24 protein-coding genes and 3 pseudogenes are annotated in these 22,232 nt (G+C 68.8%); 10 read left to right on the top strand and 17 right to left on the bottom strand.

Annotated features, from left to right (window positions below):
• Positions 1–3: 3 nt before the first annotated feature.
• The gene (locus tag ACFVAV_RS14660; RefSeq protein WP_379034991.1) at positions 4–945 is read right to left on the bottom strand and encodes an AraC family transcriptional regulator; all 942 of its coding nucleotides are present in this window, start codon (positions 943–945) and stop codon (positions 4–6) included.
• Between the two features lie 76 nt (positions 946–1,021).
• On the opposite strand from ACFVAV_RS14660, the gene ACFVAV_RS14665 reads away from it, so the two are divergent.
• Complete coding sequence (locus ACFVAV_RS14665; protein ID WP_379034993.1) at positions 1,022–2,107, top strand: metallophosphoesterase; 1,086 nt, start codon at positions 1,022–1,024, stop codon at positions 2,105–2,107.
• A 39-nt stretch (positions 2,108–2,146) separates the two neighbouring features.
• A complete protein-coding gene (locus ACFVAV_RS14670) occupies positions 2,147–2,758 on the top strand; it encodes a class I SAM-dependent methyltransferase (protein WP_379034995.1) in 612 nt (203 codons plus the stop codon).
• On the opposite strand, the gene ACFVAV_RS14675 is transcribed toward ACFVAV_RS14670, so the two are convergent.
• The 3 genes from ACFVAV_RS14675 to ACFVAV_RS14685 are packed head-to-tail and all read right to left on the bottom strand — an operon-like array spanning position 2,704 to position 4,916.
• Positions 2,704–3,012: a hypothetical protein gene (locus ACFVAV_RS14675; RefSeq protein ID WP_379034998.1), complete on the bottom strand. Its 309-nt coding sequence runs from the start codon at positions 3,010–3,012 to the stop codon at positions 2,704–2,706. The genes ACFVAV_RS14670 and ACFVAV_RS14675 overlap by 55 nt on opposite strands.
• A gap of 39 nt (positions 3,013–3,051) precedes the next feature.
• Positions 3,052–4,092, bottom strand: a complete 1,041-nt coding sequence (locus ACFVAV_RS14680) for an NADPH:quinone reductase (protein WP_379035000.1) — start codon at positions 4,090–4,092, stop codon at positions 3,052–3,054.
• Positions 4,089–4,916 carry an aldo/keto reductase gene (locus ACFVAV_RS14685; protein WP_379035353.1) on the bottom strand — a complete coding sequence of 276 codons (828 nt, stop codon included), beginning with the start codon at positions 4,914–4,916 and terminating at the stop codon, positions 4,089–4,091. The genes ACFVAV_RS14680 and ACFVAV_RS14685 overlap by 4 nt, the downstream gene beginning before the upstream one ends.
• Here ACFVAV_RS14685 and ACFVAV_RS14690 point away from each other — a divergent pair.
• From ACFVAV_RS14690 to ACFVAV_RS14700, 3 genes and pseudogenes are all read left to right on the top strand, one after another.
• Positions 4,851–5,021 (top strand): hypothetical protein, encoded by a 171-nt coding sequence (locus tag ACFVAV_RS14690; protein ID WP_379035002.1) that lies wholly within the window; start codon positions 4,851–4,853, stop codon positions 5,019–5,021. The two genes, ACFVAV_RS14685 and ACFVAV_RS14690, sit on opposite strands and share 66 nt — an antisense overlap.
• Before the next feature lie 133 nt (positions 5,022–5,154).
• Positions 5,155–5,742 (top strand): TetR family transcriptional regulator, encoded by a 588-nt coding sequence (locus ACFVAV_RS14695; RefSeq protein ID WP_379035004.1) that lies wholly within the window; start codon positions 5,155–5,157, stop codon positions 5,740–5,742.
• Between the two features lie 245 nt (positions 5,743–5,987).
• Positions 5,988–6,098 (top strand): annotated as a pseudogene (locus ACFVAV_RS14700) (OsmC family peroxiredoxin); the annotation flags it as partial.
• 26 nt (positions 6,099–6,124) lie between these two features.
• On the opposite strand, the pseudogene ACFVAV_RS14705 reads toward ACFVAV_RS14700, so the two are convergent.
• From ACFVAV_RS14705 to ACFVAV_RS14725, 5 genes and pseudogenes are all read right to left on the bottom strand, one after another.
• Positions 6,125–6,940 (bottom strand): annotated as a pseudogene (locus tag ACFVAV_RS14705) (STM4011 family radical SAM protein); the annotation flags it as partial.
• 2 nt (positions 6,941–6,942) lie between these two features.
• Positions 6,943–8,280 carry an STM4012 family radical SAM protein gene (locus ACFVAV_RS14710; RefSeq protein WP_379035006.1) on the bottom strand — a complete coding sequence of 446 codons (1,338 nt, stop codon included), beginning with the start codon at positions 8,278–8,280 and terminating at the stop codon, positions 6,943–6,945.
• The gene (locus ACFVAV_RS14715; protein WP_379035008.1) at positions 8,277–8,480 is read right to left on the bottom strand and encodes a hypothetical protein; all 204 of its coding nucleotides are present in this window, start codon (positions 8,478–8,480) and stop codon (positions 8,277–8,279) included. Before ACFVAV_RS14715 ends, ACFVAV_RS14710 begins: the two co-directional genes overlap by 4 nt.
• Before the next feature lie 154 nt (positions 8,481–8,634).
• Positions 8,635–8,769: pseudogene (locus ACFVAV_RS14720) on the bottom strand (aldo/keto reductase); the annotation flags it as partial.
• Between the two features lie 33 nt (positions 8,770–8,802).
• A complete protein-coding gene (locus ACFVAV_RS14725) occupies positions 8,803–9,246 on the bottom strand; it encodes a winged helix-turn-helix transcriptional regulator (protein ID WP_379035010.1) in 444 nt (147 codons plus the stop codon).
• Between the two features lie 130 nt (positions 9,247–9,376).
• Here ACFVAV_RS14725 and ACFVAV_RS14730 point away from each other — a divergent pair, with 130 nt between their 5' ends.
• Positions 9,377–10,249 carry an aldo/keto reductase family oxidoreductase gene (locus tag ACFVAV_RS14730; protein ID WP_379035012.1) on the top strand — a complete coding sequence of 291 codons (873 nt, stop codon included), beginning with the start codon at positions 9,377–9,379 and terminating at the stop codon, positions 10,247–10,249.
• Positions 10,250–10,333: 84 nt separating this feature from the next.
• On the opposite strand, the gene ACFVAV_RS14735 is transcribed toward ACFVAV_RS14730, so the two are convergent.
• Positions 10,334–11,188 (bottom strand): alpha/beta fold hydrolase, encoded by an 855-nt coding sequence (locus tag ACFVAV_RS14735; RefSeq protein ID WP_379035014.1) that lies wholly within the window; start codon positions 11,186–11,188, stop codon positions 10,334–10,336.
• Positions 11,189–11,244: 56 nt separating this feature from the next.
• Between ACFVAV_RS14735 and ACFVAV_RS14740 the strand changes: the two genes are divergently transcribed.
• Entirely contained in the window at positions 11,245–11,859 is a 615-nt protein-coding gene (locus ACFVAV_RS14740) for a TetR/AcrR family transcriptional regulator (RefSeq protein WP_379035016.1), read from the top strand.
• A 3-nt stretch (positions 11,860–11,862) separates the two neighbouring features.
• Here ACFVAV_RS14740 and ACFVAV_RS14745 read toward each other — a convergent pair whose 3' ends face one another.
• Positions 11,863–12,816 (bottom strand): endonuclease/exonuclease/phosphatase family protein, encoded by a 954-nt coding sequence (locus ACFVAV_RS14745; protein ID WP_379035018.1) that lies wholly within the window; start codon positions 12,814–12,816, stop codon positions 11,863–11,865.
• A gap of 144 nt (positions 12,817–12,960) precedes the next feature.
• Here ACFVAV_RS14745 and ACFVAV_RS14750 point away from each other — a divergent pair, with 144 nt between their 5' ends.
• Positions 12,961–14,322, top strand: coding sequence for a M20/M25/M40 family metallo-hydrolase (locus ACFVAV_RS14750; RefSeq protein WP_379035020.1), 1,362 nt, complete (start codon positions 12,961–12,963; stop codon positions 14,320–14,322).
• Positions 14,323–14,349: 27 nt separating this feature from the next.
• On the top strand, positions 14,350–14,877 hold the full coding sequence (locus ACFVAV_RS14755; protein ID WP_379035023.1) for a YbhB/YbcL family Raf kinase inhibitor-like protein: 528 nt from the start codon (positions 14,350–14,352) through the stop codon (positions 14,875–14,877).
• Positions 14,878–14,935: 58 nt separating this feature from the next.
• Here the strand turns inward: ACFVAV_RS14755 and ACFVAV_RS14760 are convergent, their stop codons facing one another.
• From ACFVAV_RS14760 to ACFVAV_RS14770, 3 genes are all read right to left on the bottom strand, one after another.
• The gene (locus ACFVAV_RS14760) at positions 14,936–16,762 is read right to left on the bottom strand and encodes an AMP-dependent synthetase/ligase (protein ID WP_379035025.1); all 1,827 of its coding nucleotides are present in this window, start codon (positions 16,760–16,762) and stop codon (positions 14,936–14,938) included.
• 134 nt (positions 16,763–16,896) lie between these two features.
• Positions 16,897–17,583: a GTP cyclohydrolase II RibA gene (gene ribA, locus ACFVAV_RS14765; RefSeq protein WP_379035027.1), complete on the bottom strand. Its 687-nt coding sequence runs from the start codon at positions 17,581–17,583 to the stop codon at positions 16,897–16,899.
• A gap of 74 nt (positions 17,584–17,657) precedes the next feature.
• Positions 17,658–19,151 (bottom strand): PfkB family carbohydrate kinase, encoded by a 1,494-nt coding sequence (locus tag ACFVAV_RS14770; protein WP_379035029.1) that lies wholly within the window; start codon positions 19,149–19,151, stop codon positions 17,658–17,660.
• Positions 19,152–19,377: 226 nt separating this feature from the next.
• Between ACFVAV_RS14770 and ACFVAV_RS14775 the strand changes: the two genes are divergently transcribed.
• Positions 19,378–19,776, top strand: coding sequence for a hypothetical protein (locus ACFVAV_RS14775; RefSeq protein ID WP_379035031.1), 399 nt, complete (start codon positions 19,378–19,380; stop codon positions 19,774–19,776).
• A gap of 4 nt (positions 19,777–19,780) precedes the next feature.
• On the opposite strand, the gene ACFVAV_RS14780 is transcribed toward ACFVAV_RS14775, so the two are convergent.
• From ACFVAV_RS14780 to ACFVAV_RS14790, 3 genes are read right to left on the bottom strand one after another with little or no spacing between them, the layout of a single operon-like run.
• Positions 19,781–20,860, bottom strand: coding sequence for a quinone-dependent dihydroorotate dehydrogenase (locus ACFVAV_RS14780; RefSeq protein ID WP_379035033.1), 1,080 nt, complete (start codon positions 20,858–20,860; stop codon positions 19,781–19,783).
• Positions 20,861–20,868: 8 nt separating this feature from the next.
• A complete protein-coding gene (locus ACFVAV_RS14785; RefSeq protein WP_379035035.1) occupies positions 20,869–21,123 on the bottom strand; it encodes a DUF5703 family protein in 255 nt (84 codons plus the stop codon).
• Positions 21,123–22,130 carry a YncE family protein gene (locus tag ACFVAV_RS14790; RefSeq protein ID WP_379035037.1) on the bottom strand — a complete coding sequence of 336 codons (1,008 nt, stop codon included), beginning with the start codon at positions 22,128–22,130 and terminating at the stop codon, positions 21,123–21,125. The genes ACFVAV_RS14785 and ACFVAV_RS14790 overlap by 1 nt, the downstream gene beginning before the upstream one ends.
• Positions 22,131–22,232: the final 102 nt, after the last annotated feature.

Here is a 22,232-nt window from a genome sequence, read left to right on the forward strand (position 1 = left end):
CGCCTAGGGACGCACCATCTGCCGGTAGTCGGCCGGTGTCACGCCGACCGACTCCCGGAACGCGCGGTGGAACCCGGACTCGCTGCCGAAACCGCAGGCCGCGGCGATCGCCCCCATCGACTGGTAGCGCTCCCGCTGGAGCAGTTTCTTGGCGCGGTCGATCCGGATCATCCGGATGTGCCCGGCGATGCCGCCGCCGACGATCCGGTACAGCGTGCGCCGGGAGACCCCACACGCTGCGGCGACGGTGTCGGCGCTGAGTTCGGGGTCGCAGGCGTGGGCGTGCAGGAAGTCGAACACCTGCTGTCGCAGGACCGCCGTGATCTCCTCGGGCTCGCTCTTGCGGCGAGCTGCGGCCGTGACGGCGGCGCCGAACAAGCCGAGCGCATGGGGGATCAGGGGAGCGGCCTGCGCCGGGTCGGTGGTGACGAGATCGAAAAGCGAAGTGAAGCACGAAGTCACGACCGGTGCGACCGTGCCCGGCCCGAACGACTGGGCGGTCAGTGACCGGGTGTCGGCGACCGAGAGAGTGCGCGTCGGCACCTGCACCACCAGCTCCTCGTACGTCGCCGTCCAGGTCGCCGAATACGGGCGGGAGCTGTCGAGGAAAACCAGATTGCCCGGCCTGGCATCAGCGATACGGCCGTCCTGCTCGAGCACCGCGTGCCCGTCGAGGGTGATGACGCCGAGCACGCACTCCTCGGTATCCGCGCGCAGGTCGACGGGACGCCGCCGCGCCCGCTGGGCGTCGGCGCGGACCCGCGACAGCCCGACGGAGTTCTCCAGCGTGGCGTACTCGATGCGGGCATTGAAGTCCGCGGCGGTCATCGGATCGACCTGCATCCGGAAGTACATCGCGCACACGCTGTCGCGCCAATAATCGAAAGCCTCGCGGGCGGAAACGCTCTCGGTGCTCAGCACGAGGGGAGACATCCGGTCGGACATGGGCCCAGTATCCAACGAGCAATCGTTGTTGTCCCCCGATCGGGGTCATCACCACGGCGGTGTAAGTTTCCCCCACGTGTCGCACTCCACCACCGATTCCATCCCGGCCGGGCTCGGCCGACGGGAAGTTCTGGCCGGCGCGGCGGGCGTCGTCGCGGGCATCACGCTCGTCGGGCTGACGCCGGCGGCGGCCGTCCCCGCCGAGGTGCCGAAGTTCGCGCCACGGGCGGGCCGCAACGCCCGGATCCTGATCACCGGTGACGCCGGAACGGGCAGCCGCACCCAGTGGGCGGTCGCCGACGCCGCCCGCGCGTTCCATGCCCGCGAGCCGTTCACGATGGCCGTCGGCCTCGGTGACAACATCTACGAGTCCGGCCCCAACGGACCCGACGACGTCCAGTTCGCCACGAAGTTCGAGGATCCCAATGCGGGACTGGACTTTCCGTGGGCGATGGTGCTCGGCAACCACGACACCTCCGGGGTGTTCCCCGGCGACGGCGGCTGGCTGGTCCGCGGCAACCACGAGGTCGAATACCACGCGAAATCGTCGCGGTGGTGGATGCCGAGCCGCTACTACTCGGTGCGGGTGCCCGAGGAAAACCCGGTGGTCGAGTTCTTCGTCCTCGACGTCAACCCGCTCGCGGCCTACATCCCGCCGCTGCTCCACCCGTACTGGTCGGTGGACGGGCAGTACATGAACGAACAGCGCGCCTGGCTCGACCGGGCCCTCGCCGAATCCACCGCGCAGTGGAAGATCGCCTGCACCCACCACCCGTACCTCAGCAACGGGCCGCACGGCGACGCGGGCAACTACGAGGGTCTGCCGATCGAGCCGCTCAACGGTGTGCACGCCAAGCGGTTCTTCGAAGACCACGTGCTGGGCAAGGTGTCGTTCCTGCTCTCGGGCCACGACCACACCCTGCAGGTGCTCGAACCGACCGCCTCGTCGAAGGGCACGCGCCAGATCATCTCGGGTGCGGCGGGCAAGACCGCGAGCGGTCACGCTGCGGCCGGATCGGGACACCCCGCTCTGTACGAGACCCAGCACGAACTGGGCTTCATGGTCATGGATCTCACCCCGGACAAGGTGAACCTGCGCGTGGTCACGGTCGACCCGGGCTCGGGCGCGGGCACCCAGGTCTTCGACCGCCGCCTGGCCTGACAGTCGGCGATTCGCTGCGCACAGGAGGATGATCGGGGGATGGGCTTCTACACCGACCGGATCCTGCCCCACATCGTCGACATCGTCTGCGGGGTGGCCAACAACGATCCCCTGCGCCGCCGCACCTGCGCGGGTCTGCACGGCGCGGTGCTCGAAGTCGGATTCGGGTCCGGGACCAATGTCGAGTTCTACCCGGCTGCGGTGGAGCGGGTCAGCGGTGTCGAACCCGCGGACACCGCATGGAAGATCGCGGCGAAGCGGGTCGCGGCGAGCCAGGTCCCGATCGAGCGGGCCGGGCTGGACGGTCAGTCGCTGCCGTTTCCGGACGCGACCTTCGATACCGCGCTGTCGACATTCACGTTGTGCACCATCCCCGACGTCGCGACCGCGCTGGCCGAGATCCGCCGAGTGCTCAAGCCCGGCGGAACGTTCCACTTCGTCGAACACGGCCTCGCTCCCGACGCGTCGGTCCGGACCTGGCAGCACCGGCTCGATCCGATCCAGCAGCGGATCGCAGGCGGCTGCCACCTCGTTCGCGACATTCCCGGAATGATCAGCGACGCCGGTTTCGAGACCGTCGAACTCGACCGGTTCTATCACCCCGGCGTGCCGAAGGCCTTCGCCGCGTTGTCGTTGGGTGTCGCGTGCTGACATGTCCGCGGCTTCTTCGGCGTCGACGACGCGGTGCGCCCGGGATTCCAGGGGTTCCGGTAGTAATCGCTGTACCGGTTCTTCAAGGAGCTGGACGGGTTGCTGGTCACCGATGTCTCGCTGAAGATGTCGCGATTGCGGTGGCTTGCGACCGGGCCGGTGGAAGCGTCCGCAGCGGCGGTGAAGAACGGCAGCATCTCGGTCAGCTCCGCCTCGAGTTCGGCCGCCTCGGCCGGCGCATCTTCGGCAGTCAACGGTGAGATCACCAGGTCCCCGTCGTCATCGAGACGGACCTACATAACGAGCGGGCTGGAGGACCGTCGCGACATGATGTCGACCAGGACCTTGCCGACCGCGCCGCCCTCGACTGCCCGGTGGGCATCCGCGGTGCGGTGGAGTCGAAAGCGGACCAGCGGCAGGCCATGCTCCTCACCAACCGGTAGGGCTCCATCACCGACGGCGGCGGCGACGTCTGCGACGGCCGCGGCGCGGACGTCAGGACCGGCGGTGTAGAGCACCAGGAACTGCAGGCGGGTGTTGCGCACCATGTTCTGCGGCACGTTCAATTCGACCGGATGACCACCGTCGTTGGCGTAGGTCGAGATCGTGCCGCGCGGCCGCAGCACGGCCAGGTCCAGGGCCAGATTCACGCCCAGCGCCACCTCGGCGACGATGTCCACGCCGTCAGCCGCGATCGCACGGATCTCGGCGCCGGGATCACCCTCGCGGTAGTTGACCACGTGGTGAGCGCCGGCGGCGGTGGCCAGCCGGGCCTTCTCCGGGCTGCTGACCGTGCTGATCACAGTGGCACCGGCCCAGCGGCCGAGCTGGATCACCGCGTGCCCGACCGCCCCGGCCCCGCCCGCGGCGAGTACCACCTTGCCCGCCAGCGCGCCGGGCCGCAGCCGGCGCGGCCCGTCCTCGGCGACGGTGAGTGCACGGTGCGCGGTGAGCGCGGGAACACCGAGGGCGGCGCCGACATCGAAACCGGCCTCGTCCGGCAGCGGCACGGCCTGCCCGGCCGGCACAACGGTGAACTCCGCGGCGGTGCCGGTGGCCCGGCCCGCGGCGGCCATGAACAGCCACACCCGCTGGCCGACCCGGCTCCGATCGACCCCCTCACCGACGGCGTCGATCACACCGGCACCGTCCAGATGCGGCGTGATCTCCGGAAACGCCATGGCCTGGGCGGCGCGAGCCTGCCAGTCGGTGGGGTTGACCCCGGACACGGCCACCCGGACGCGGACCTCACCGGGAGCGGGCACGGGCAGTTCGCAGTCGACGAGCTGGAGAACGTCGGGACCGCCGTTGTCGCGGTAGACGACGGCCTTCACGACGCCGCGCCGATCCGGACGTTGTTGGAGCGGGACTCGACGGCGTCGAGAGTGGCCAACGTGTCCGCATCGAAGGCGATCTCGCCAACCGCCATATTGACCTCCAGGTGGGCGGCGTCGCCGGTGCCGGGGATGAGCAGGATATTCGGCGCGTGGCGCAGCAGCCAAGCCAGACCGACCTGGGACGGAGTCACGTCCAGGGACTCGGCCACGGCGTGCACGGCCGACTCGTCGGTGACCTTGGGCAAGCTCGGGAATCCTCCGCCGAGCGGGAAGAACGGCACCCACGCGATGCCCTCGGCCGTGCACAGCCGCAACGTGTCCTCGTCGTCCCGGGAGACGAGGCTGTAAGCGTTCTGCACGCAGGCGATGCCGGCAGGCAGTGCACGGCGCAGGACATCGAGGGTGACGCTACTCAGTCCGATGGCGCCGATCTTGCCCTCGTCACGCAGGGCGGTCATGGTCGCCAGCTGGTCGTCGAGGTCAACCACCTGGTCGCCCTCGGGACGCAATCCGGGGCCGGTGTCCAGGCGTCGGAGGTTGACTACGGGGAGCTGTTCGACGCCAAGGCTGCGCAGGTTGTCCTCGACGCCGGCCCGCAGCTGTTCGGGCCGCTGCGCGATCCGCAGCGGCAGTCGCCCGCCCGGGTTGGGCTCGGCGCCGACCTTGGTGACGACCAGCACGCCGTCCTCGGGACGCAGAGCTTCACGGATCACGGCGTTGGCGAAGCCGAAGCCATAGAACTCGGCGGTATCGACGTGGTCGACGCCCAGCTCGACGGCACGCCGGAGCAGGGCGACAGCCTCGTCGTGGCGGTCGTGCAGCCGCGGGAGTTGTGCCGCGCCGTAGCCGATCCGGGATACGGAGCGACCGGCAAGGGAAGCGGTGGAGGTGTTGATGACGAGTCTCCTTGGTCGCTGGTGCTGTGATGCCGCTACCTTATAGAATTGTGATGACAGATTTCAATAGTTGTCAGTCGGATGGCAAAGTTTGACCGCCGACTCGGTGGCGACATAGGTTCACGAGGCCGATGATGACGTGACCAGCCGACAAGGAGGCCCGATGCGCGGAGAGCCGCTCGACGCGGAGACGATCGTGTCGGCCACCGAGGAGATCCTGCGCCGTCACGGTCCAGACAAGACGACGGTTCTCGACGTCGCACGGCAACTGGGCGTGAGCCACGGCAGCGTGTACCGCCACTTCGCGTCCAAGGCCGCGCTCCGCGAGGCCGTGATCCGGCGCTGGCTCGACCAGGTACGGAACGAGCTCGCTACCGTGGCGCACAACTCCGAACTGCCCCCGGCTGAGCGGTTACGAGCACTGCTCACCACCATGTTCGCCACCAAGTGGGCGAAAGCCAGGGAGGACCCGGAGCTGTTCGCCACCTTCCGAGTGCTGGCGGCCGAGCACAGCACCGTGTCCGCCGGCCATGTCGGCTTCCTGCTCGCCCAGCTGCGGGACATCATCATCGACGGTGTCGCGACGGGCGAGCTCGCCACCGGCGAGCCTGAGGTGATCGCACGGGCCGTCCTGAACGCGACGAGCCGCTTCCACGACCCGACACACGCCGCGGAATGGCATTCCCCCGAGACCGAAGCGGACTCCGCGGCAGTCGTCTCGCTCATCCTCGACGGTCTCCGGGCCCGGTGACGTCCTCGGGGTGACGTTGGTCCGCGGTGACCGGGCGGCCGCTGCCCTGAACCAAAGATGTCTGACGCACAGACCATCCGGTAATCGGTAATCGGTAATCGAGTGTGTTCGCCGGACGCACCCAGGCGCGCCGCACCCACTCGCCGATGGCGTCAGCCTTCACCGATGGCCAACGTCAGGATCCGACCAGCGTAGCCAGGGCGACGACACGCATTCTCACAAATGATCGGATACGAGAGTTCTGCGAGACCAAGCAGCGTTACGCCGGGCTGCGGCAAGCGGTCGACGCGCACTGCCCAGCGCTCGACCTGTCGACAGGCGTCACGCCGGTGAGTACGACGCTCGAAATCGGTTGAACCGCAGGCACAGCCGGGATTCGTTCCAAGACGCCACCGGCGAACACGTCGTAGAGCGGCAGCGTTTCGAGGTGGACATAGCCGATGTGGCAGTCGCACATCGTGAGCGGGCACGGTCGTGGCGTCAGCGCCGCTCGGTAGGAGCCATCGTAGAGGTTGCCGAGCGGGGTGCGGACGAAATGGCAGCGGCGGACCTCGCCGTCGACCGAGATCACCGAGGTACCGGTGCGGCAGGCGGCGCCGGCCGAACGGTGCGGGTGCCTGCTGAACGGGAACAGGGCGTCGATGGCGGTCCACTGCGCGGCGTGGTCGTCGGTGTAGGTGTGGCCTTCGGCGGCATTGACCCAGAGGTACACGTGGTCGGGGAGGTCGGCGCGCAGGCGGCGGGCGTGGTCTAGGTGTTCGGGCAGGCCGACGATGCCGACGCTGAATCGGATTCCGGTCTCGGCCAGGCGTGCTGCCTTGTCGAGGAACCGGCGATAGGGAGTCTGGCCGGGGTGATAGGTGCACCAGAGGGCGAGCGTGTCGGGGTCGGCGTCGGCGGTCCAGTCGATGCGGCCGCTGAGATTGGTCTGGATGGCGACGCGGTCGATATGGGGCCGGTGGGACAGCTCGATCAGGGCTTTGCGGTACCACGACCGCACCAGGCCCTCACCCCACGGCGTGAACAACACCGACAGACGATCGTCGGTCTGCGCGTGCGCCCAGTCGGTGAAACGGTGCAGGGCGGTGCGGTCCGCGCGCAGCTGCTCGGTGGAGTCTCGGCGTTTGGCGAACGGGCAGTACGAGCAGTCGTAGTCGCACGACGACAGCGGGCCGCGGTACAGGAGGGTCAGGTCCACGGTCAGCGCAGCTCGTAGGCGGCCATGGCGGCGCGGACCGTGGGGGAGAAGAAGTCCGGGCCGATGGCATCGGAATAGGCCAGGCCGTCGGGGGACAGCCGCAGCAGGTCTGCGCCGGAGCTGGCGAGCCAGCCACGGTCGGCGAGTATGTGCAGCTGGTCGCCGAAATCTTCCCAGGGATCGGTGCCGAAGCGGTGGAGGTAGTCCGCGACAGACAGGCCGTCGGCTTGCAGCAGTGACTGGAGCAAATGCCTGCGGGCGGCCTCGTCGCCGTCGATCACCCGACCATGCAGCGCCGAGCCGAAATCGGTTGTCGCGATGTAGGTGTCGATGATGCCGCGGACCTCCCGCATGTCGACGGCGTAGTCGAAGGAGTAGTGCAGGGTGCTCGTGTAGGAGCGGGCGCCACAGCCGAGCCCGATCATGCCGTCGGTCTGGCAGGCATAGTCGTCGGGGCCCTGCTGTGGGGCATCGCGGCGGCGGAACATGCGCATCGACACCTGCTCGTAGCCGGCGGCCAGCAGGTGATCGCGGCCCTGGGCGTAACGGGCGAGCCGGTCACGATCCCAGTCCTGTTCGGCGACGGCGGGATCGGCGTGCCTGGCCAGCCCGGTCAACGGACGCACGTACAACGGGTAGAGGTAGATCTCCTCCGGTCGCCACGCCAGCGCCGCATCGAGGGATACCTGCCAGCTCGCGGCGGTCTGGCCGTCGATGCCGTAGATGAGGTCGATATTGAGCACAGGAATGCCCGCGTCACGGATACGGCCCAGTGCCGCTTCGACATCGGTGCGTCGCTGCGGGCACACCGCCGCGCGGGCCTCCTCGTCGATGAAGCTCTGCACGCCCAGACTCAGGCGGGTCGCACCACGATCGGCCAGCACGGCCAGACGGTCGGCGGTCGAGGTGGCGGGGGAGGCCTCCACCGAGAGCGGGATCGCACGTAGGTCGGCGCCCATGATCTGCTCGGCGATATCGCACAGCCGGGTCAGTTCGTCGGCTTCGAGGAAGGTCGGGGTGCCGCCGCCGAAGGCCGCGTTCGCGAACCGCAAGGGTTCGGCATCCCCGAGGCCGTCGCGAACCGCAGTGGCTTGGCGGGCGAGGGCGTCGAGGTAGCGGCCGGTGAGACCGTCCGGTGCGCCGACCCGGGTGAACAGATTGCAGAAACCGCAGCGCACCTCACAGAACGGGATGTGCAGATACAGCGACAGCGCGGACCGCGACTCACCCGCCCACACCTGCGACAGTGCGGGCCGGTCCGGCAGTGGCCGGTAGGCGGTCTTGTGTGGGTAGGCGTAAACGTAGTTCTGGTACGGCCGGGGTAGCGCGGTGTCGATCATGCGTAGGGCTCCAGGAAGAAGTGGCTGTAGGGGACCGTCCACACAGACTCGTGACCGAGCCGGTGACCGGTGTACCCGTCGTCGCCGTAGGCGGTGCCGTGATCGGAGCAGACGATCGCGAAACACCGGCGGCGTGCCCGCATCGCGTCGAAGAGCCTGCCGACATGGGCATCGATGTAGCCGACGCCGCCGATGCACACCGTACTGATCGGCGACGCCGGTTTCGAGACCGTCGAACTCGACCGGTTCTATCAACCCGGCGTGCCGAAGGCCTTCGCCGCGTTGTCGCTGGGTGTCGCGCGCTGACACCCAGGGGATCAGGTGAGGCGAGGGCCTGTCAGCGGCGGGCGAACGGAGCTGACCGGTGAGGAATCCGTGCCCGAGCGGGGAGTAGGGCACGAACCCGATACCGAGGCTGCGTAGCAGCGGAAGCAACTCGTCCTCGGGGTCGCGGGTCCACAGTGCAATCGAGGGTGTGCCGCGTGACAGTGTGGCGGTGTCGGGACGGTCGGTTGGGTCGGGTCAGGAAGTGCGAGCGTCGTGCTTCTCCCGGTTGGCAAGGACCTGGTCCATGTGGATCTGTGCCCAGTGCCTGAGGTCGCGTGTCAGGTGGTGGAGTGAGAGGCCGAGGTCGGTCAGCTCGTAGGTGACGGTGACGGGGACGGTTGGCGTCACGGTGCGGGTGAGTAGGCCGTCGTGTTCGAGTGCTCGCAGGGTCTGGGTCAGCATCTTCTGGCTGGCTCCCGCCAGCAGGCGGGAGATCTCGGAGTAGCGCATCGCTCGTGCGGCATCCGATGCACCGGGCTGGTCGGATTTGTCTGCTGTGTCGCCGCCGAGTGCGCACAGGATCAGCACGACCCACTTGTCCGAGATCCGGTCGAGGAGCTGGCGGCTGGGGCATGCCGCCAGAAACGCGTTGTACTCCGTCTTGGCCTGCGCCCTCTGGGCGGCCTTCGTTGGCTTCACTGATCTCAACTTTCACCTGTGGGTGAGTTACGCACTTCAGAGTGCCTACTTCCCACCGGGAAGTAGCTTTCCAATACTCGTCAAGGGAGGCCGAAGACGCCACCCACGGCGAAACGCGAAAGGCACAACGATGAACGCGCCCACGACATCACTTCCCGGCGGCACCTGGACGCTGGGCAACTCGACCATCACCCGGTTCGGTTACGGCGCGATGCAACTCGCCGGCCCGTGGGTCATGGGGCCTCCCGCCGACCACGACGGCGCCCTGGCAGTATTGCGCGAGGCGGTCGCGGCCGGTATCACCCACGTTGACACCAGCGACGCGTACGGACCGCGCGTCACCAACGAGCTGATCCGTGAGGCGCTGCATCCCTACCCGGAGTCGCTGTTCCTCGCCACCAAGGTGGGGGCGAACCGAGACGCGCAAGGCGGCTGGCCCACGGCCCGGCGACCCGAAGATCTGCGCAAGCAGGTCCACGAGAACCTCCAGTCCCTCGGGGTCGAGACCCTCGATCTGGTCAACATGCGGATGGGCGATGCCGAAGGCCCCCAGCCTGGTTCGCTCGCCGAGGGGTTCGAGACGCTCGTCGAGCTCCAGCGCGAGGGACTGATCCGTCACCTCGGGGTCAGCAACGTCACCACCGAGCAGGTCGCCGAGGCGCGCGGTATCGCCCCCATCGTGTGCGTGCAGAACATGTACAACCTCGCCCACCGCCACGACGACGACCTCATCGACAGGCTCGCCGCCGACGGCATTGCCTACGTGCCGTTCTTCCCGCTGGGGGGCTTCACGCCGCTACAGTCCGATGCGCTCTCGGGGGTCGCGGTCCGGCTTGGGGCGACGCCGATGTCGGTCGCGTTGGCCTGGCTGTTGCAGCGCTCACCGAACATCCTGCTCATCCCCGGTACATCATCGACAGCCCATCTGCGTGAGAACATCGTCGGCGCCGGGCTCTCCCTCTCCGATGAGGACGTGGCTGACCTGGAGAGTATCGGCCACTGAGCCGCAGCGGCCGGCACCGGGCGTGAGGGGACGTTCGGGCTCGCCGCCGACGCGTACGAGCCCGTCGAGCAGACCTGAGCGGTGTCAGCGGTCCGACGGGCGCGGCGCTGTCGTGGTGAGGAATTCGGTGACCGCGGCCGCGACGGCGGCGGGTTGGTCGAGCATCGACAGGACGTAGGCGTCGTCGATCTCGACCAGTCGGGCGCGGGGGATGAGGGCTGCCAGGCGGCGGCCGTGGTCACGGGGCATCACCTTGCCCGCCGATGACCAGAGGATCAAGGTTTCACCTGGGAAGTGCTGCAGTGCTTCGGTATTCGCGATCAGGGTGGGTTTGTCGTGACCGGAGCGCATGTAGGCGAGCACGTCGGCACGGATGCCGGGGTCACGGAGGCCGGGTTCGGTCCACCCGTGGACGAGGTCGTCGGGGAGGGGAAATTTGGTCATCCAGCCGAACAGGAGGGGGTTGCTGCGGAGCCGGCGGATGCGGAGCTGGCGCAGTGCGAGGGTGACGCCACCGGGCAGGATCGAGGCGAGGATCGCGGTCTTGCCGGGGAGCCCGGGCGGGAAGTTGTCGAACGCTTCGCAGGGCAGGACGATCAGGCGGCCGACGCGCTTGTCCAGGCCGTAGGCGGTGAGGAACAGGGCACCGCCCCAATCGGAGTGGACCAGGGTGACGTCGGTCAGGTCGAGGGCGGTGAGGAAGTCGGCGATGAGCTGGTTGAGGCCGCGCAGGCTCAGGTCGGTGCCAGGGCGCAGCGGTTCGGGATGCGCGCCCAGCGGGAGGTCGGGCAGGACGTAACGGAAGCCTGCCGGTAGCAGGTCGAGGACCGAATCCCACACGGTGTGGTTCATCAGCAGGCCGTGCAGCAGGACGACGGGCGGGCCCTCGCCGCGTTCGCGGTAGTGGATGCGGCCGGCGGGCAGGTCGACGGTCGGCATGGGAACCTCCTGACGTTAGAGCGAATGCTCTAGTGCGTTTGCTCTATTCTGGAACGGTGAGCGAGAAGATGTCAACGACCACGCGGGATCGCCTGGTCGTCGCGGTCGCCGAGTTGATGCGCACCCACGGGTACAGCGCCATCACCGTCAAACAGATCACCGCGGCCGCCGGCGCGCCGATGGGGTCGCTCTACCACCACTTTCCGCACGGCAAGGTGCAGATCGCGGCCGAGGCGCTGCGCAGTTCGGGCGCCGCCTACATCCAATTGCTGCCGCTGCTGATGGACCCACACGAAGACCTCCGCGCCGCCGTGCCCGCCGCCTTCGCCGATGCGGCGCGCACGCTCGAGGAGTCCGGGTGGATCAACATGTGCCCGGTCGGCACCGTGGCGGGCGAGATCGCCGACAGCGAACCCGCACTGCGCGAGGTCGCCGCCGAGGTCGTCACGGACTGGATCGACAAGGGCACAGCGTATTTCGTGAGCCGTGGGCTCGACGAGACGCAGGCGCGTGACCTGATCCTCGGTGTCCTGTGTGGCTTGGAGGGCGCGTTCGTACTGGGCCGGACACTGCGTTCGGCCGAACCGCTGCTTGCGGCCGGTCAGGCGATATCGGCCCGGATCGACGCGGTGCTCGCAGCCCGCGACTACACCGCCACCCGACCGAGGTGAGAACTACCGGCGGTCGAGGACGACACGGACCACCAGCGCTTTGTGGTCGGCACCGGGCAAGTCCACGGTCTCCACGGCGGTAGCGTGGGCGCCCGCGAGCAGGAAATGGTCGATGCCGACCAGCGGTGGCAGCCGTTTGTCGGTCGGATAGGTGACCAGGTGTCCGGCACCGGCCTGCTCGGCGGCATCGGCGAAACGTCCGGACGCCATCGCACGGAAGCGGGAGTGGTCGTAGGTGGCATTGAAGTCGCCGCCGACGATCACCGGGCGATCCGTCGGCGACTGCCGCAGAACGGCGTCGAGCCGGGCCAATTCATCGGCCCAGACGTCGGTGTCGTAGACCGGTGGAACGGGGTGGAAAGCGTAGACCGAGACCGGTCCCACCTCCGGCACGGTCGCGGTGGCCGAGATCTGGTTGAGGACGTAGCCGTCGTATTCGACGTTGTCCGCCAACGGATACCGGCTCCAGATTCCGGTCCCGCTCGCCGTCTGGCCGGGCGCCAGAAAGCGATACGGCAGCAGCTGGTCGAGCCCGGCAGCGCCGAGGTCGGTGACGGCGGTGCGGGTGAGTTCGTTGACGGTGAGCACCGCGACATCGCGGGACCGCACGGCCTCGACGAGCGCGGACGGGTCGGCGCCGTCGAACAACAGATTGGCCTGCATGACCGTGATCGGGTGACCGGCACCGCCGGCATCGGCGACATGCAGCGGCGCCTGGGTCGCCACCCCCACTGCCGCCACGACGACCGCGACCCCGGTCGCGACCCACTGCCGGATCGCCGCGAACCCCGCCGCACCGACGATCGCACCGATCATCAGATACGGCGCCCCTGAGGCGGCGAGTACCAACGGCTCCGCCGACCAGCCGGTGTAATGCAGCGCGACACCGACCGCGCCCGCCAGCGTCGCGACCCCTGCCAGCACGAAGGTACCGACCCGAACGACCCGCGATCTCATCGCCACAGCCAAACACGCCAGGCGGTGGGGATGCCAATTCCGGAATTCCGCTCAGCGCGAGTCATAGTCGCCAGCAGCGGCGGAATCGTCGCGCGCCAGGGGAGATGGCGCGGGGGACGCGGCCGGGGTGGTAGGAAAGGGGACGTGTCGGCATCTGGCGAGAGTTCTGGTTCGAACGAACGGTCCCGCGCGGTGGACGAGGTGGTGGAGCTGGTCAGTGCGCTGATCCGGTTCGACACCTCCAACACCGGTGAGCTGGCGACCACCCGAGGCGAGCGCGAGTGCGCGGAGTGGGTGGCCGCGCAGTTGCAGGAGGTCGGATACGAGACCGAGTACGTCGAATCGGGCGCGCCCGGCCGCGGCAACGTGTTCGCGCGATTGAAAGGCGCCGACTCCAGCCGCGGCGCGCTGATGATCCACGGGCACCTCGACGTCGTACCCGCCGAAGCCGCCGACTGGAGCGTGCACCCGTTCTCCGGCGCGGTCCGCGACGGCTACGTGTGGGGTCGCGGCGCGATCGACATGAAGGACATGGTCGGCATGACCCTGGCCCTGGCCCGCCAGTTCAAGGCCGAGGGCACCGTACCGCCGCGCGATCTGGTGTTCGCGTTCCTGGCCGACGAGGAGAACGGCGGCAAGTGGGGATCGCAATGGCTGGTCGACAACCGGCCCGATCTGTTCGACGGCATCACCGAGGCGGTCGGCGAGGTCGGCGGCTTCTCGCTGACCGTGCCGCGTCCCGACGGCACCGAGCGCAGGCTCTACCTGGTGGAGACCGCGGAGAAGGGGCTGGGCTGGATGCGCCTGCGAGCCAAGGCTCGCGCCGGGCACGGCTCGTTCCTGCACGACGACAACGCCGTCACCATCCTCGCCGAAGCCGTCGCCCGGCTGGGCAGGCACACCTTCCCGGTGGTGCTGTCGGACTCGGTGGCCGAGTTCCTCGCCGCCGTCAGCGAGGAGAGCGGGCTGCAGTTCGACCCGGAAGGCCCCGATATCGAGGGCCAGCTCGCCAAGCTCGGCACCATCTCCCGCATCATCGGCGCCACCCTGCGCGACACCGCCAATCCGACGATGCTGCAAGCGGGTTACAAGGCCAACGTCATCCCGCAGACCGCCGAGGCCGTGGTGGACTGCCGGGTCGTGCCGGGGCGGCAAGCCGCGTTCGAACGCGAGGTCGACGAGCTGATCGGCCCCGACGTCGAACGCGAATGGATCACCAAACTCGACTCCTACGAGACCACCTTCGACGGTCACCTCGTCGACGCGATGAACGACGCGGTGCTCGCCCACGACGCGAACGGGCGCACCGTGCCCTACATGCTCTCCGGCGGCACCGACGCGAAAGCGTTCGCGCGGTTGGGTATTCGCTGCTTCGGCTTCGCGCCGCTGCAGCTGCCGCCGGAGCTGGACTTCACCGCCCTGTTCCACGGGGTGGACGAGCGGGTGCCGGTGCAGTCACTGGAATTCGGCACCCGGGTACTGGAACACTTCCTCCTGCACAGCTGAGCACCGACGCCACGAATCGGAGAATCCATGAGCTACAACCCGTATGACGCACTGCCGCAGGTTCCGTCGTTCACTGTCACCTCCACCGACATCACCGATGGTCAGCCGTTGGCCAACGACCAGGTGTCCGGTGTGTTCGGGGCGGGCGGCAAAGACATCTCGCCGCAGCTGAGCTGGTCCGGCTTCCCGGAAGACACCCAGAGCTTCGCGGTCACGGTCTACGACCCGGACGCGCCGACCGCGTCGGGCTTCTGGCACTGGGCCGTTGCCAACATCCCGGCCTCGGTCACCTCCCTCGACGCGGGCGCGGGCAGCGAAGGCGGGGCACTGCCCGCCGGCGCGGTCACGCTGCGCAACGACGGCGGCTTTCCCGGTTTCGTCGGCGCCGCGCCGCCGCAAGGCCATGGGCCGCACCGGTACTTCGTGGTGGTGCACGCCGTCGACGTTCCCGAGCTCGAGGTCGGGCCGGATGCGACGCCCGCCTATCTCGGGTTCAACCTGTTCTCCCACTCCCTCGGCCGGGCCACCCTGATCGGCACCTACGAGCAGAACTGAACTGAAACGGCGGTGACCCCGGGAGACGAATCTCCCGGGGCCACCGCCGTTCTCGGGCCTACTTCACATTGACGACGTGCTCTGCGGGGGTCGCGGCGTACAACTGCTCGATGTCGGTGGCGTACTTTTTCGCGATCGGGGTCCGCTTGAGCGACATCTTCGGGGTCAGCTCGTCGCCGCCCGGCTCCCACAGGGTCTCCACGATGACGAAGCGCTTGATCTGCTCCACCCGCGAGAGCTTGCGGTTACCCGCGGTCACCGCGGCCTTGACCTCCTCGACGATCTCGGCACGCCGCGCGAGCTCGGCGTGGGTGGCGTCGGTGGCGCCGAACTCCTTGGCGCGCAACGCCGCGACATCGGGATCGAGCATGATCAGCGCGGTGATGTAGGGGCGGGCGTCACCGATGGCGACGGCCTGACCGATCATCGATGACGCCGCCTTCATGGCGTTCTCGATGTTGGAGGGGGCGATGTTCTTGCCCGCCTCGCTGATGATCAGTTCCTTCTTACGGTCGACGATGCGCAGGTAGCCGTCGGCGTCGAGGGTCCCGATGTCACCGGTGTGCAGCCAGCCCGCGTCGTCGATGGCCTCGGCGGTCTTGTCGGGCATGTTGCGGTAGCCGGGGGTGACGATCGGGCCGCGGATGAGCACCTCACCGTCGGCGTCGAGCCGCAGTTCGACACCGTCCATGACCCGGCCGACCGAGCCGGGGCGCGGCTTGTCGAGATCGGTGAACGTGCCGACACCGGTGGTCTCGGACATGCCCCACACCTCGCTGACCGCGAACCCGAGGCCGAGGAAGTACTCCAGGGTCTCGGCGGGCACCGGGGCGGCGCCGGACGCGGCGACCTTCAGGTCACCGAAACCGAGCGCCTCGCGCAGCTTCGACAGCACCAGCGCGTCGGCGGCCTTGTGCTGCACACCGAGCAGCAGCGAGCCGCCCTCACCGGACAGCTTCGCCTTGGCCTGCGCCACACCGACACCGATCGCCCAGTTGGCCAGCGCCTTCTTCACCGGGCTCGGCTCGACCGCCAGCTTGTTCTCGATGCCTGCCTTGATCTTCTGCCACACCCGCGGCACACCGAAGAACACGGTGGGACGGGCATCGGGCAGCGCGGCGGCGATCTCGCGGGGGTCGGTGACCGTGGTGATCTGGATGCCGGTCAGCAGGCTCATCCCGTGCGCGGAGATGCGGTCGGCGACGTGCGCGGCCGGCAGGTACGAGACGGCGCGGTCGTCGAACCCGACCGGCAGCGGTCCGGAGACCAGGCCGACGATCTGGGCGATCACATTGCTCTGGGTGAGCTCGACACCCTTGGACGGGCCGGTGGTGCCGGAGGTGTAGATCAGGGTGGCCAGATCACCCGGCTGCACGGCCTGCCACGCGGCGTCGAAGTCGAAGTCGGGCTGCGGATCCGACTCCAGCTGGGCCAGGCCGATGGTGCCCTCGGCGGTGCCGTCGACGAGCACGGTGTGCTCGACCTCGGCGCCCGCTTCCCGGATGGCGTCGAGGAACGCCTGCTCGGTGATCACGACCTTGTTGCCCGCGTTGGCGAACACGTGCGCGATCTGCTCCGGCGAGCTGGTGTTGTACACCGAGAACGGGGTCGCGCCCAGGTGCAGGGCCGCGGTGTCGATCAAGTTGAACTCGGGGCGGTTGGTGAGCATGATGCCGACCGCGTCACCATGGCCGACGCCGAGCTTCGCCAGGCCCGCGGCCAGCGCTCGCACCCGCGTCGCGTACTCCGCCCAGGTGATCTGCTGGGTGCCGCCCACCGTTCGCAAGGCGATCTGGTCGGGCCGCAACGCGGCGGTCTGCTGGAAGGCGGCGGGCACGGTGTGCACCGTGACGCCGGAAGCGTGCGCGAAACCGATGTCTGTCATATCCCTGTTCCCGATAGAAGCCGTGCCGGAAGCCGAGCCAATGCGAGTGAATCTGTCTCATCGTCTCGAGCGATGGGCGTCGAGAGTGGCGCGGCTCACTTATCGTAACCGGACATACGGGATTGTGGCGGCGGTTACCGCCGACGACGCGGCCGCCACCATGGACGCGGCGCAGGGTCGGGTGCGACATCTGCCGACGGGTCCGCGGGGATGGTGTGCCGGCGATGGCGGCGTTTGGCCTGCAGATATCGCCTGCCGCGAACCGTCTGCAGAGCAATGGTGAGTGCGATGGGGTCGACCGCGATGCCGGCCTCGTCCAACGCCCGGCACTTGTCGGGGTTGTTGGTCAGCAGCCGGACCCGGGTGAGGCCGAGTTCGCGCAGTGCGAGCGCGGCGGCGGCGTAGCGACGGGCGTCGATATCGAGACCGAGGCGCCGGTAGCTGTCGAAGGTGTCGGCACCGGACAATTCGCTCTCGCGATAGCCACGGGCCTTCCAGATCAGGCCGGCGCCGCGCCCCTCCTGTTCGAGATAGGCGAGCACGCCGGCGCCCTCCTGCTGGATGCGGTCCATCGACTCGGTGAGCTCCGCGCCGCAGTCGCAGTCGTCGGAGCCGAGGCCCTCGCCGTAGAGGCAGCGCGAATGCACCCGGACCAGGCATCCGTTGCGTGGTTCGCCGAAAACCAGCAGATACCCACCATCGCTCGGGTCGGCTATCTCGATGACCCGGACCGGAAGGTCGCTGCCCTGGCGTCCCAGCCGGTGCTGGGTGTCGCCACCGGCGCGTCCGGTTCTGGCACTGCCGAACGACAGTATGGTCAACGATCCTCCGTGCGGGGGACAGGGCGGCGCGACCGCCGTTGTCGGACAGGGCGTGCGAGCTGAACGCCGCGACTTTACCCCCGGTCGGTCGCGGGCCGCGCGTACAGCCGGACGATGCGGTCGATCTCGTCGGCGGCGGGCATCGATACCGCGACCGCGCCCAGCTTCTGCGTCGGAATCATCGCGGCGGTCGTCCAGACGAAATCGGCTGTGGTCAGCGGAGATCGGGCATTGACGATGCGGTAGGCGAGTGCGCCGGTGAAGGCGGCGGCGGCGCCGACAGAGGCTTTGAGCACCTGCGGAAAGTGGTCGATGACGGTCTCGACGGTGTCGGAGGCGACAGCACATTGGAAGTTCTCGACCGTGCACACGGTGCCGACGCCGAGACCGCGCAGCAGCCGGGCGATGTCGTCGGCGGATTCGGCGGGGACATCGGGCAGGAGAGCGGCGAGTTCGGCCGTCGTGCCGACCAGGTAGTCGACGACGCTCAGGTGCTGGTAGAGGCCCTGCGGTACCGCCATCGACGGCGTCGGGCACATGATGACCGGCGGCTTGGGCCGCAGCTGCGACACCACCGCCAGGACCTGCTCGATGATCGCGGGCGGCTGCTCGAAGCTGAGTACCACCACGTCGGAGGATTCGAGCGCGGACCGCAGTTCAGGACGGTGCACGTCCTCGTCCTGGAGCTGGACACGGCTGTCGCGACAGCCGATGATGCGGGATTCGCCGTTGGGGGTGAGCACAACGGCCGTGACGAGGGAGGGCGCGAACGGCACGACCTTGATCAGATCGAGGTGAACGCGCTCGGCCTCGATGAATTCGAGGATCCGGCGGCCGTATTCGTCGCCGCCGACCGCGGAGACCAGATGCACGTCGATGCCGAGACGGGCTGCGGCGACAGCGCGGTTGAGGCCCTTGCCGCCGGGATGCCCGGTGAAGCTGCCGCTGGCCGCGCCGTCGCCGTCGGGAAACATGTCGACTCGATAGAGGTGGTCGATGACGGCGTCGCCGATGACGGTGACGACGCCGCGCGGTGCGGGCGCCGCCTCGGCGGCCTGACCGGCAGGTGGTCTCGCCATCGGATAGCCGGAGTCGGTGGCCAGCAGACCCGCCAGCGCGGTGAAGGCATGGTGTTCGGAGACGGTGCGCAGCCGCTTGACGGTCGGCGCTTCGGGCACCGGCTCGACGTCGAGCAACGTGTGCAGCGCGACCCACTGCTCGGTCAAGGCCTCTCGACGTTCGCCGAGGTTGTCTGCATAAAGGCGTTCTACATCGAGACCGACGCCGACGCGGTCGCGGAACAGGCCCAGCGACAGCGCGGCATCGACGATGAGTCGATCGGTCGGGGGCAGCCACTGCGCGACCTCGCGGACCACCGGCAGAATCGACTCCTCCGGGCTGGCTCCGGTGCGCCGGGCATGTCTGCGCACGGACAGCAGTTCGAGCAGCGGCGCGGCATCGATCTCGGTGTGCCGCAAACGTTCTGCGCTCAGGCCCGAGTACTTGCCCAGCCTGGTCAGGATGCTGCGAATGGCGGCGACACGAGCGTCCTGGGGAACCATCGACATGCTGCCTCCCATGACCTGGCGGCGAGTCGACCGCCTCGGTGAGGCGGCGGACGCCGGACTGCGATCGCCACAATGCCGGGTTTGCCGCGCCCGGTTTGCGGCAATTACCTCCCTACAATGGCAATTGACCCGGACAAAAGGCAAATGCCACACTGGGTTACGGGGAGCACGCGCCCCGCCAGACGCTCGGCGGGCATCGCGCCCCGGCGGGGAAGGCAGGTCTGCGATGGCAATTCAGAGCACCGACGACACGCTGCGCAGCGACCGCACACCGGAGTACGCGCAACGGACCGGACCCGACACCTGGCGGTTGAGCTGGCTGCCCGAATACAGCCTCACCCGGGAGCAGGCGTTGGCGGGCATGGAGCTCGACGAACTCGTCAGTGACCTCGCCGCCGCACACGATCGCCTCGCGCACGCCGAGATCAGCGCTCGTGCCGACATCCTCGGCATGATCTGGCAGCAGGCATTGATCAAGCTCGCCAAACGCGTCGGTGAACGGTCGCGCGGCACCGACGATTCCGTCCACGATCCGCCGTCCCACCCACCAGCTGCGCTTCGGCTTCGGCCGACACAGCTGCTGCGTGGACGCGGCGGTCCGGTGCCGCGCGTCAACTACGGATAGACCCTCAGGCCGAGGGCGCGCGGTGCTCGGCGCCGACCGCCTCCGACAGCGAGCGGAAACCGCCCGCGCGCAGGTTGGCGGCGATGCCACGGTGGATCCGGGTGGTCCAGAAGGGGCCGCCGTAGATGAAACCGGTGTAGCCCTGCAGGAGGGTGGCGCCTGCCAGGATGCGGGCCCACGCTTGGTCGGCGTTCTCGATGCCGCCGACCGAGATCAGGACCAGCTTGTCGCCGACGCGGGCGTAGAGGCGGCGCAGGACTTCCAGGGAGCGTTCGGCCACGGGCGGACCGGACAGGCCGCCGGCGCCCATCGCCTCGACCTCGGCGGCCGGGGTCGCCAGCCCGTCGCGGCGGATGGTGGTGTTGGTGGCGACGATGCCGGCCAGGCCCAGTTCCACGGCGAGGTCGGCGACGGCGTCGATGTCGTCGTCGGACAGGTCGGGGGCGATCTTCACCAGGACCGGGACCGTGACACTGTCGAGCACTGCCTGCAGGATCGGGCGCAGCGACTCGACAGCCTGCAGGTCACGCAGACCGGGGGTGTTGGGGGAGGACACGTTCACGACGACGAAATCGGCGAGGGGGCCGAGTAGTCGGGCGCTGGTGGCGTAATCGCCCGCGGCGGCCTCGGGTTCGGTGACCTTGGTCTTGCCGATGTTCGCGCCGATCGGGACGGTCGGATGCGCGCTGTGCAGGCGGGCGGCGGCCGCGGCGGCGCCGTGGTTGTTGAAGCCCATCCGGTTGATCAGGCCGTGATCGGCCGGCAGCCGGAACAGGCGCGGTGCCGGGTTACCGGGCTGGGCGTGCGCGGTGACGGTGCCGATCTCGGCGAAACCGAAACCGAGCGAGCCCCAGGTGTTCACGCCGTCGGCGTTCTTGTCGAAACCGGCGGCCAGGCCCAGCGGTGCGGGGAACTCGACACCGAAGGCGGTGGTGGCCAGGATCGGGTCGTCGGCGACGGTCAGCTTGCGCGCCAGCCAGCGGGTCGGCGGGAACCAGGTGGCGAGCCGCAGGGCGGCGAAGACCAGGTGATGTACCCGCTCCGGCGGGACCAGGAACATCAGGCGTAGTAACAGGGCGTACATGGGTCGGCTCACAATCCAGGCTCGGGCACAGGCAGGACGGCATTCTTGCGGCGGCGCAACAACACCCGGCGACTGCCGTCGGTGTAGGCGCGCACCCGGGACAATTCCCAGCCACCGAATTCGGCCTGGATGGCCAGCCGCATCGAGGCGGTGACCCGGGTGACCTCGGGTGGCAGCCGCAGCGGCACGTATTCATAGTCGTCGTTGCTGGTCTCCCAGCTCGGCGGTACCGCCGAGCGAGAACCGCGGGGCTTGACCGCCATCACTGCCCTCTCTTCCGCTCGTCCCCGCCGATCCGCTGCAGACCCTCGCCCGCGGCCGAGGCCACGAACAGGTCGCCGGTGCGTTCGTCGACGGTCACCGCGTCGGGCTGGCGCAGGGTCGGGAATCGCCCCACCTCGACACCGATCCCGGTCGACAGGTCGTAGCCGACGACCTCGTTGCTCTCCGTGCAGGTCACCCAGACCGTGTTCGAGCGTGGATCGTAGGCGAGCGCATAAGGCGACGATGATACCGGGAAACGCTGGCGCAGCACGAGCGGACCGGCCGAGTAGACCAGCAGTTCACCGCCCGCGGTGTCGGTGACGATGATCCGCCCTTCCGGGTCGGCGATGGCGTTTGCTGCGCCGTCACCGGCGCGCAGCATCAGGCCGAGCGCGTCGTCACGGACGCTGACGACGGCGGTCTGCTTGCGGTCGAGGACGGTGATGTCGGCACCGGTCAGGGCGATCACGTCGGCCGAGACGAGGCCGGTGACGGTGCGGGCGACGCTGCCGTCGGGCCGCAGTTCCCGCACCGTGCCGTCGGCGGTGCCGACGATCAGCGTGCCGTCCGTGCGTGTTTGCACACTGTGCACGTCGCCGTCGACGGGAGTCTCGGTCACGGTGCCCGCGGTCACGTCGACCCGCAGCACCCGATCCGGGGCGGCGACGAGCACCTCACCCGGTGTGCCCTGGGTCAATGCGGCGCCGGCGGCGGGCAGGGTGACGGTCCGCGCGGCGCCGGTCGCGGTCGGGTCGATCAATGTCAGCGTGGTGCCCGCGATGTCGAGGGCCGCGAGGCGACCGGTTTCCCGTTCGGCCAGCAGCGCTTTCGTCGCGGCGGCGGGAATGACCAGGCCTGCGGGCGATGTTGCAGTGGCAGGGGAGACGGCCGCGGTGGCCGGTTCCCTGGTCGGCACGTCGGGGCCGTCCGCACCGGCACATCCCGTCAGCACCACCAGTGCCGCCGCGCCGAACAGCGCTGAGGCGACCGAGCCGCGAGGGCGCATGCACCGAACTCCTAATCTCACGAGGTGACCGCTGATCACCATCTGACCATGATGACTCACCGGTAGCTCCGACCGGGTGGCGCACGTCGGTCCTGTCGGTGA

The organism is Nocardia sp. NPDC057663, from assembly GCF_042799895.1.
Taxonomy (GTDB): domain Bacteria; phylum Actinomycetota; class Actinomycetes; order Mycobacteriales; family Mycobacteriaceae; genus Nocardia.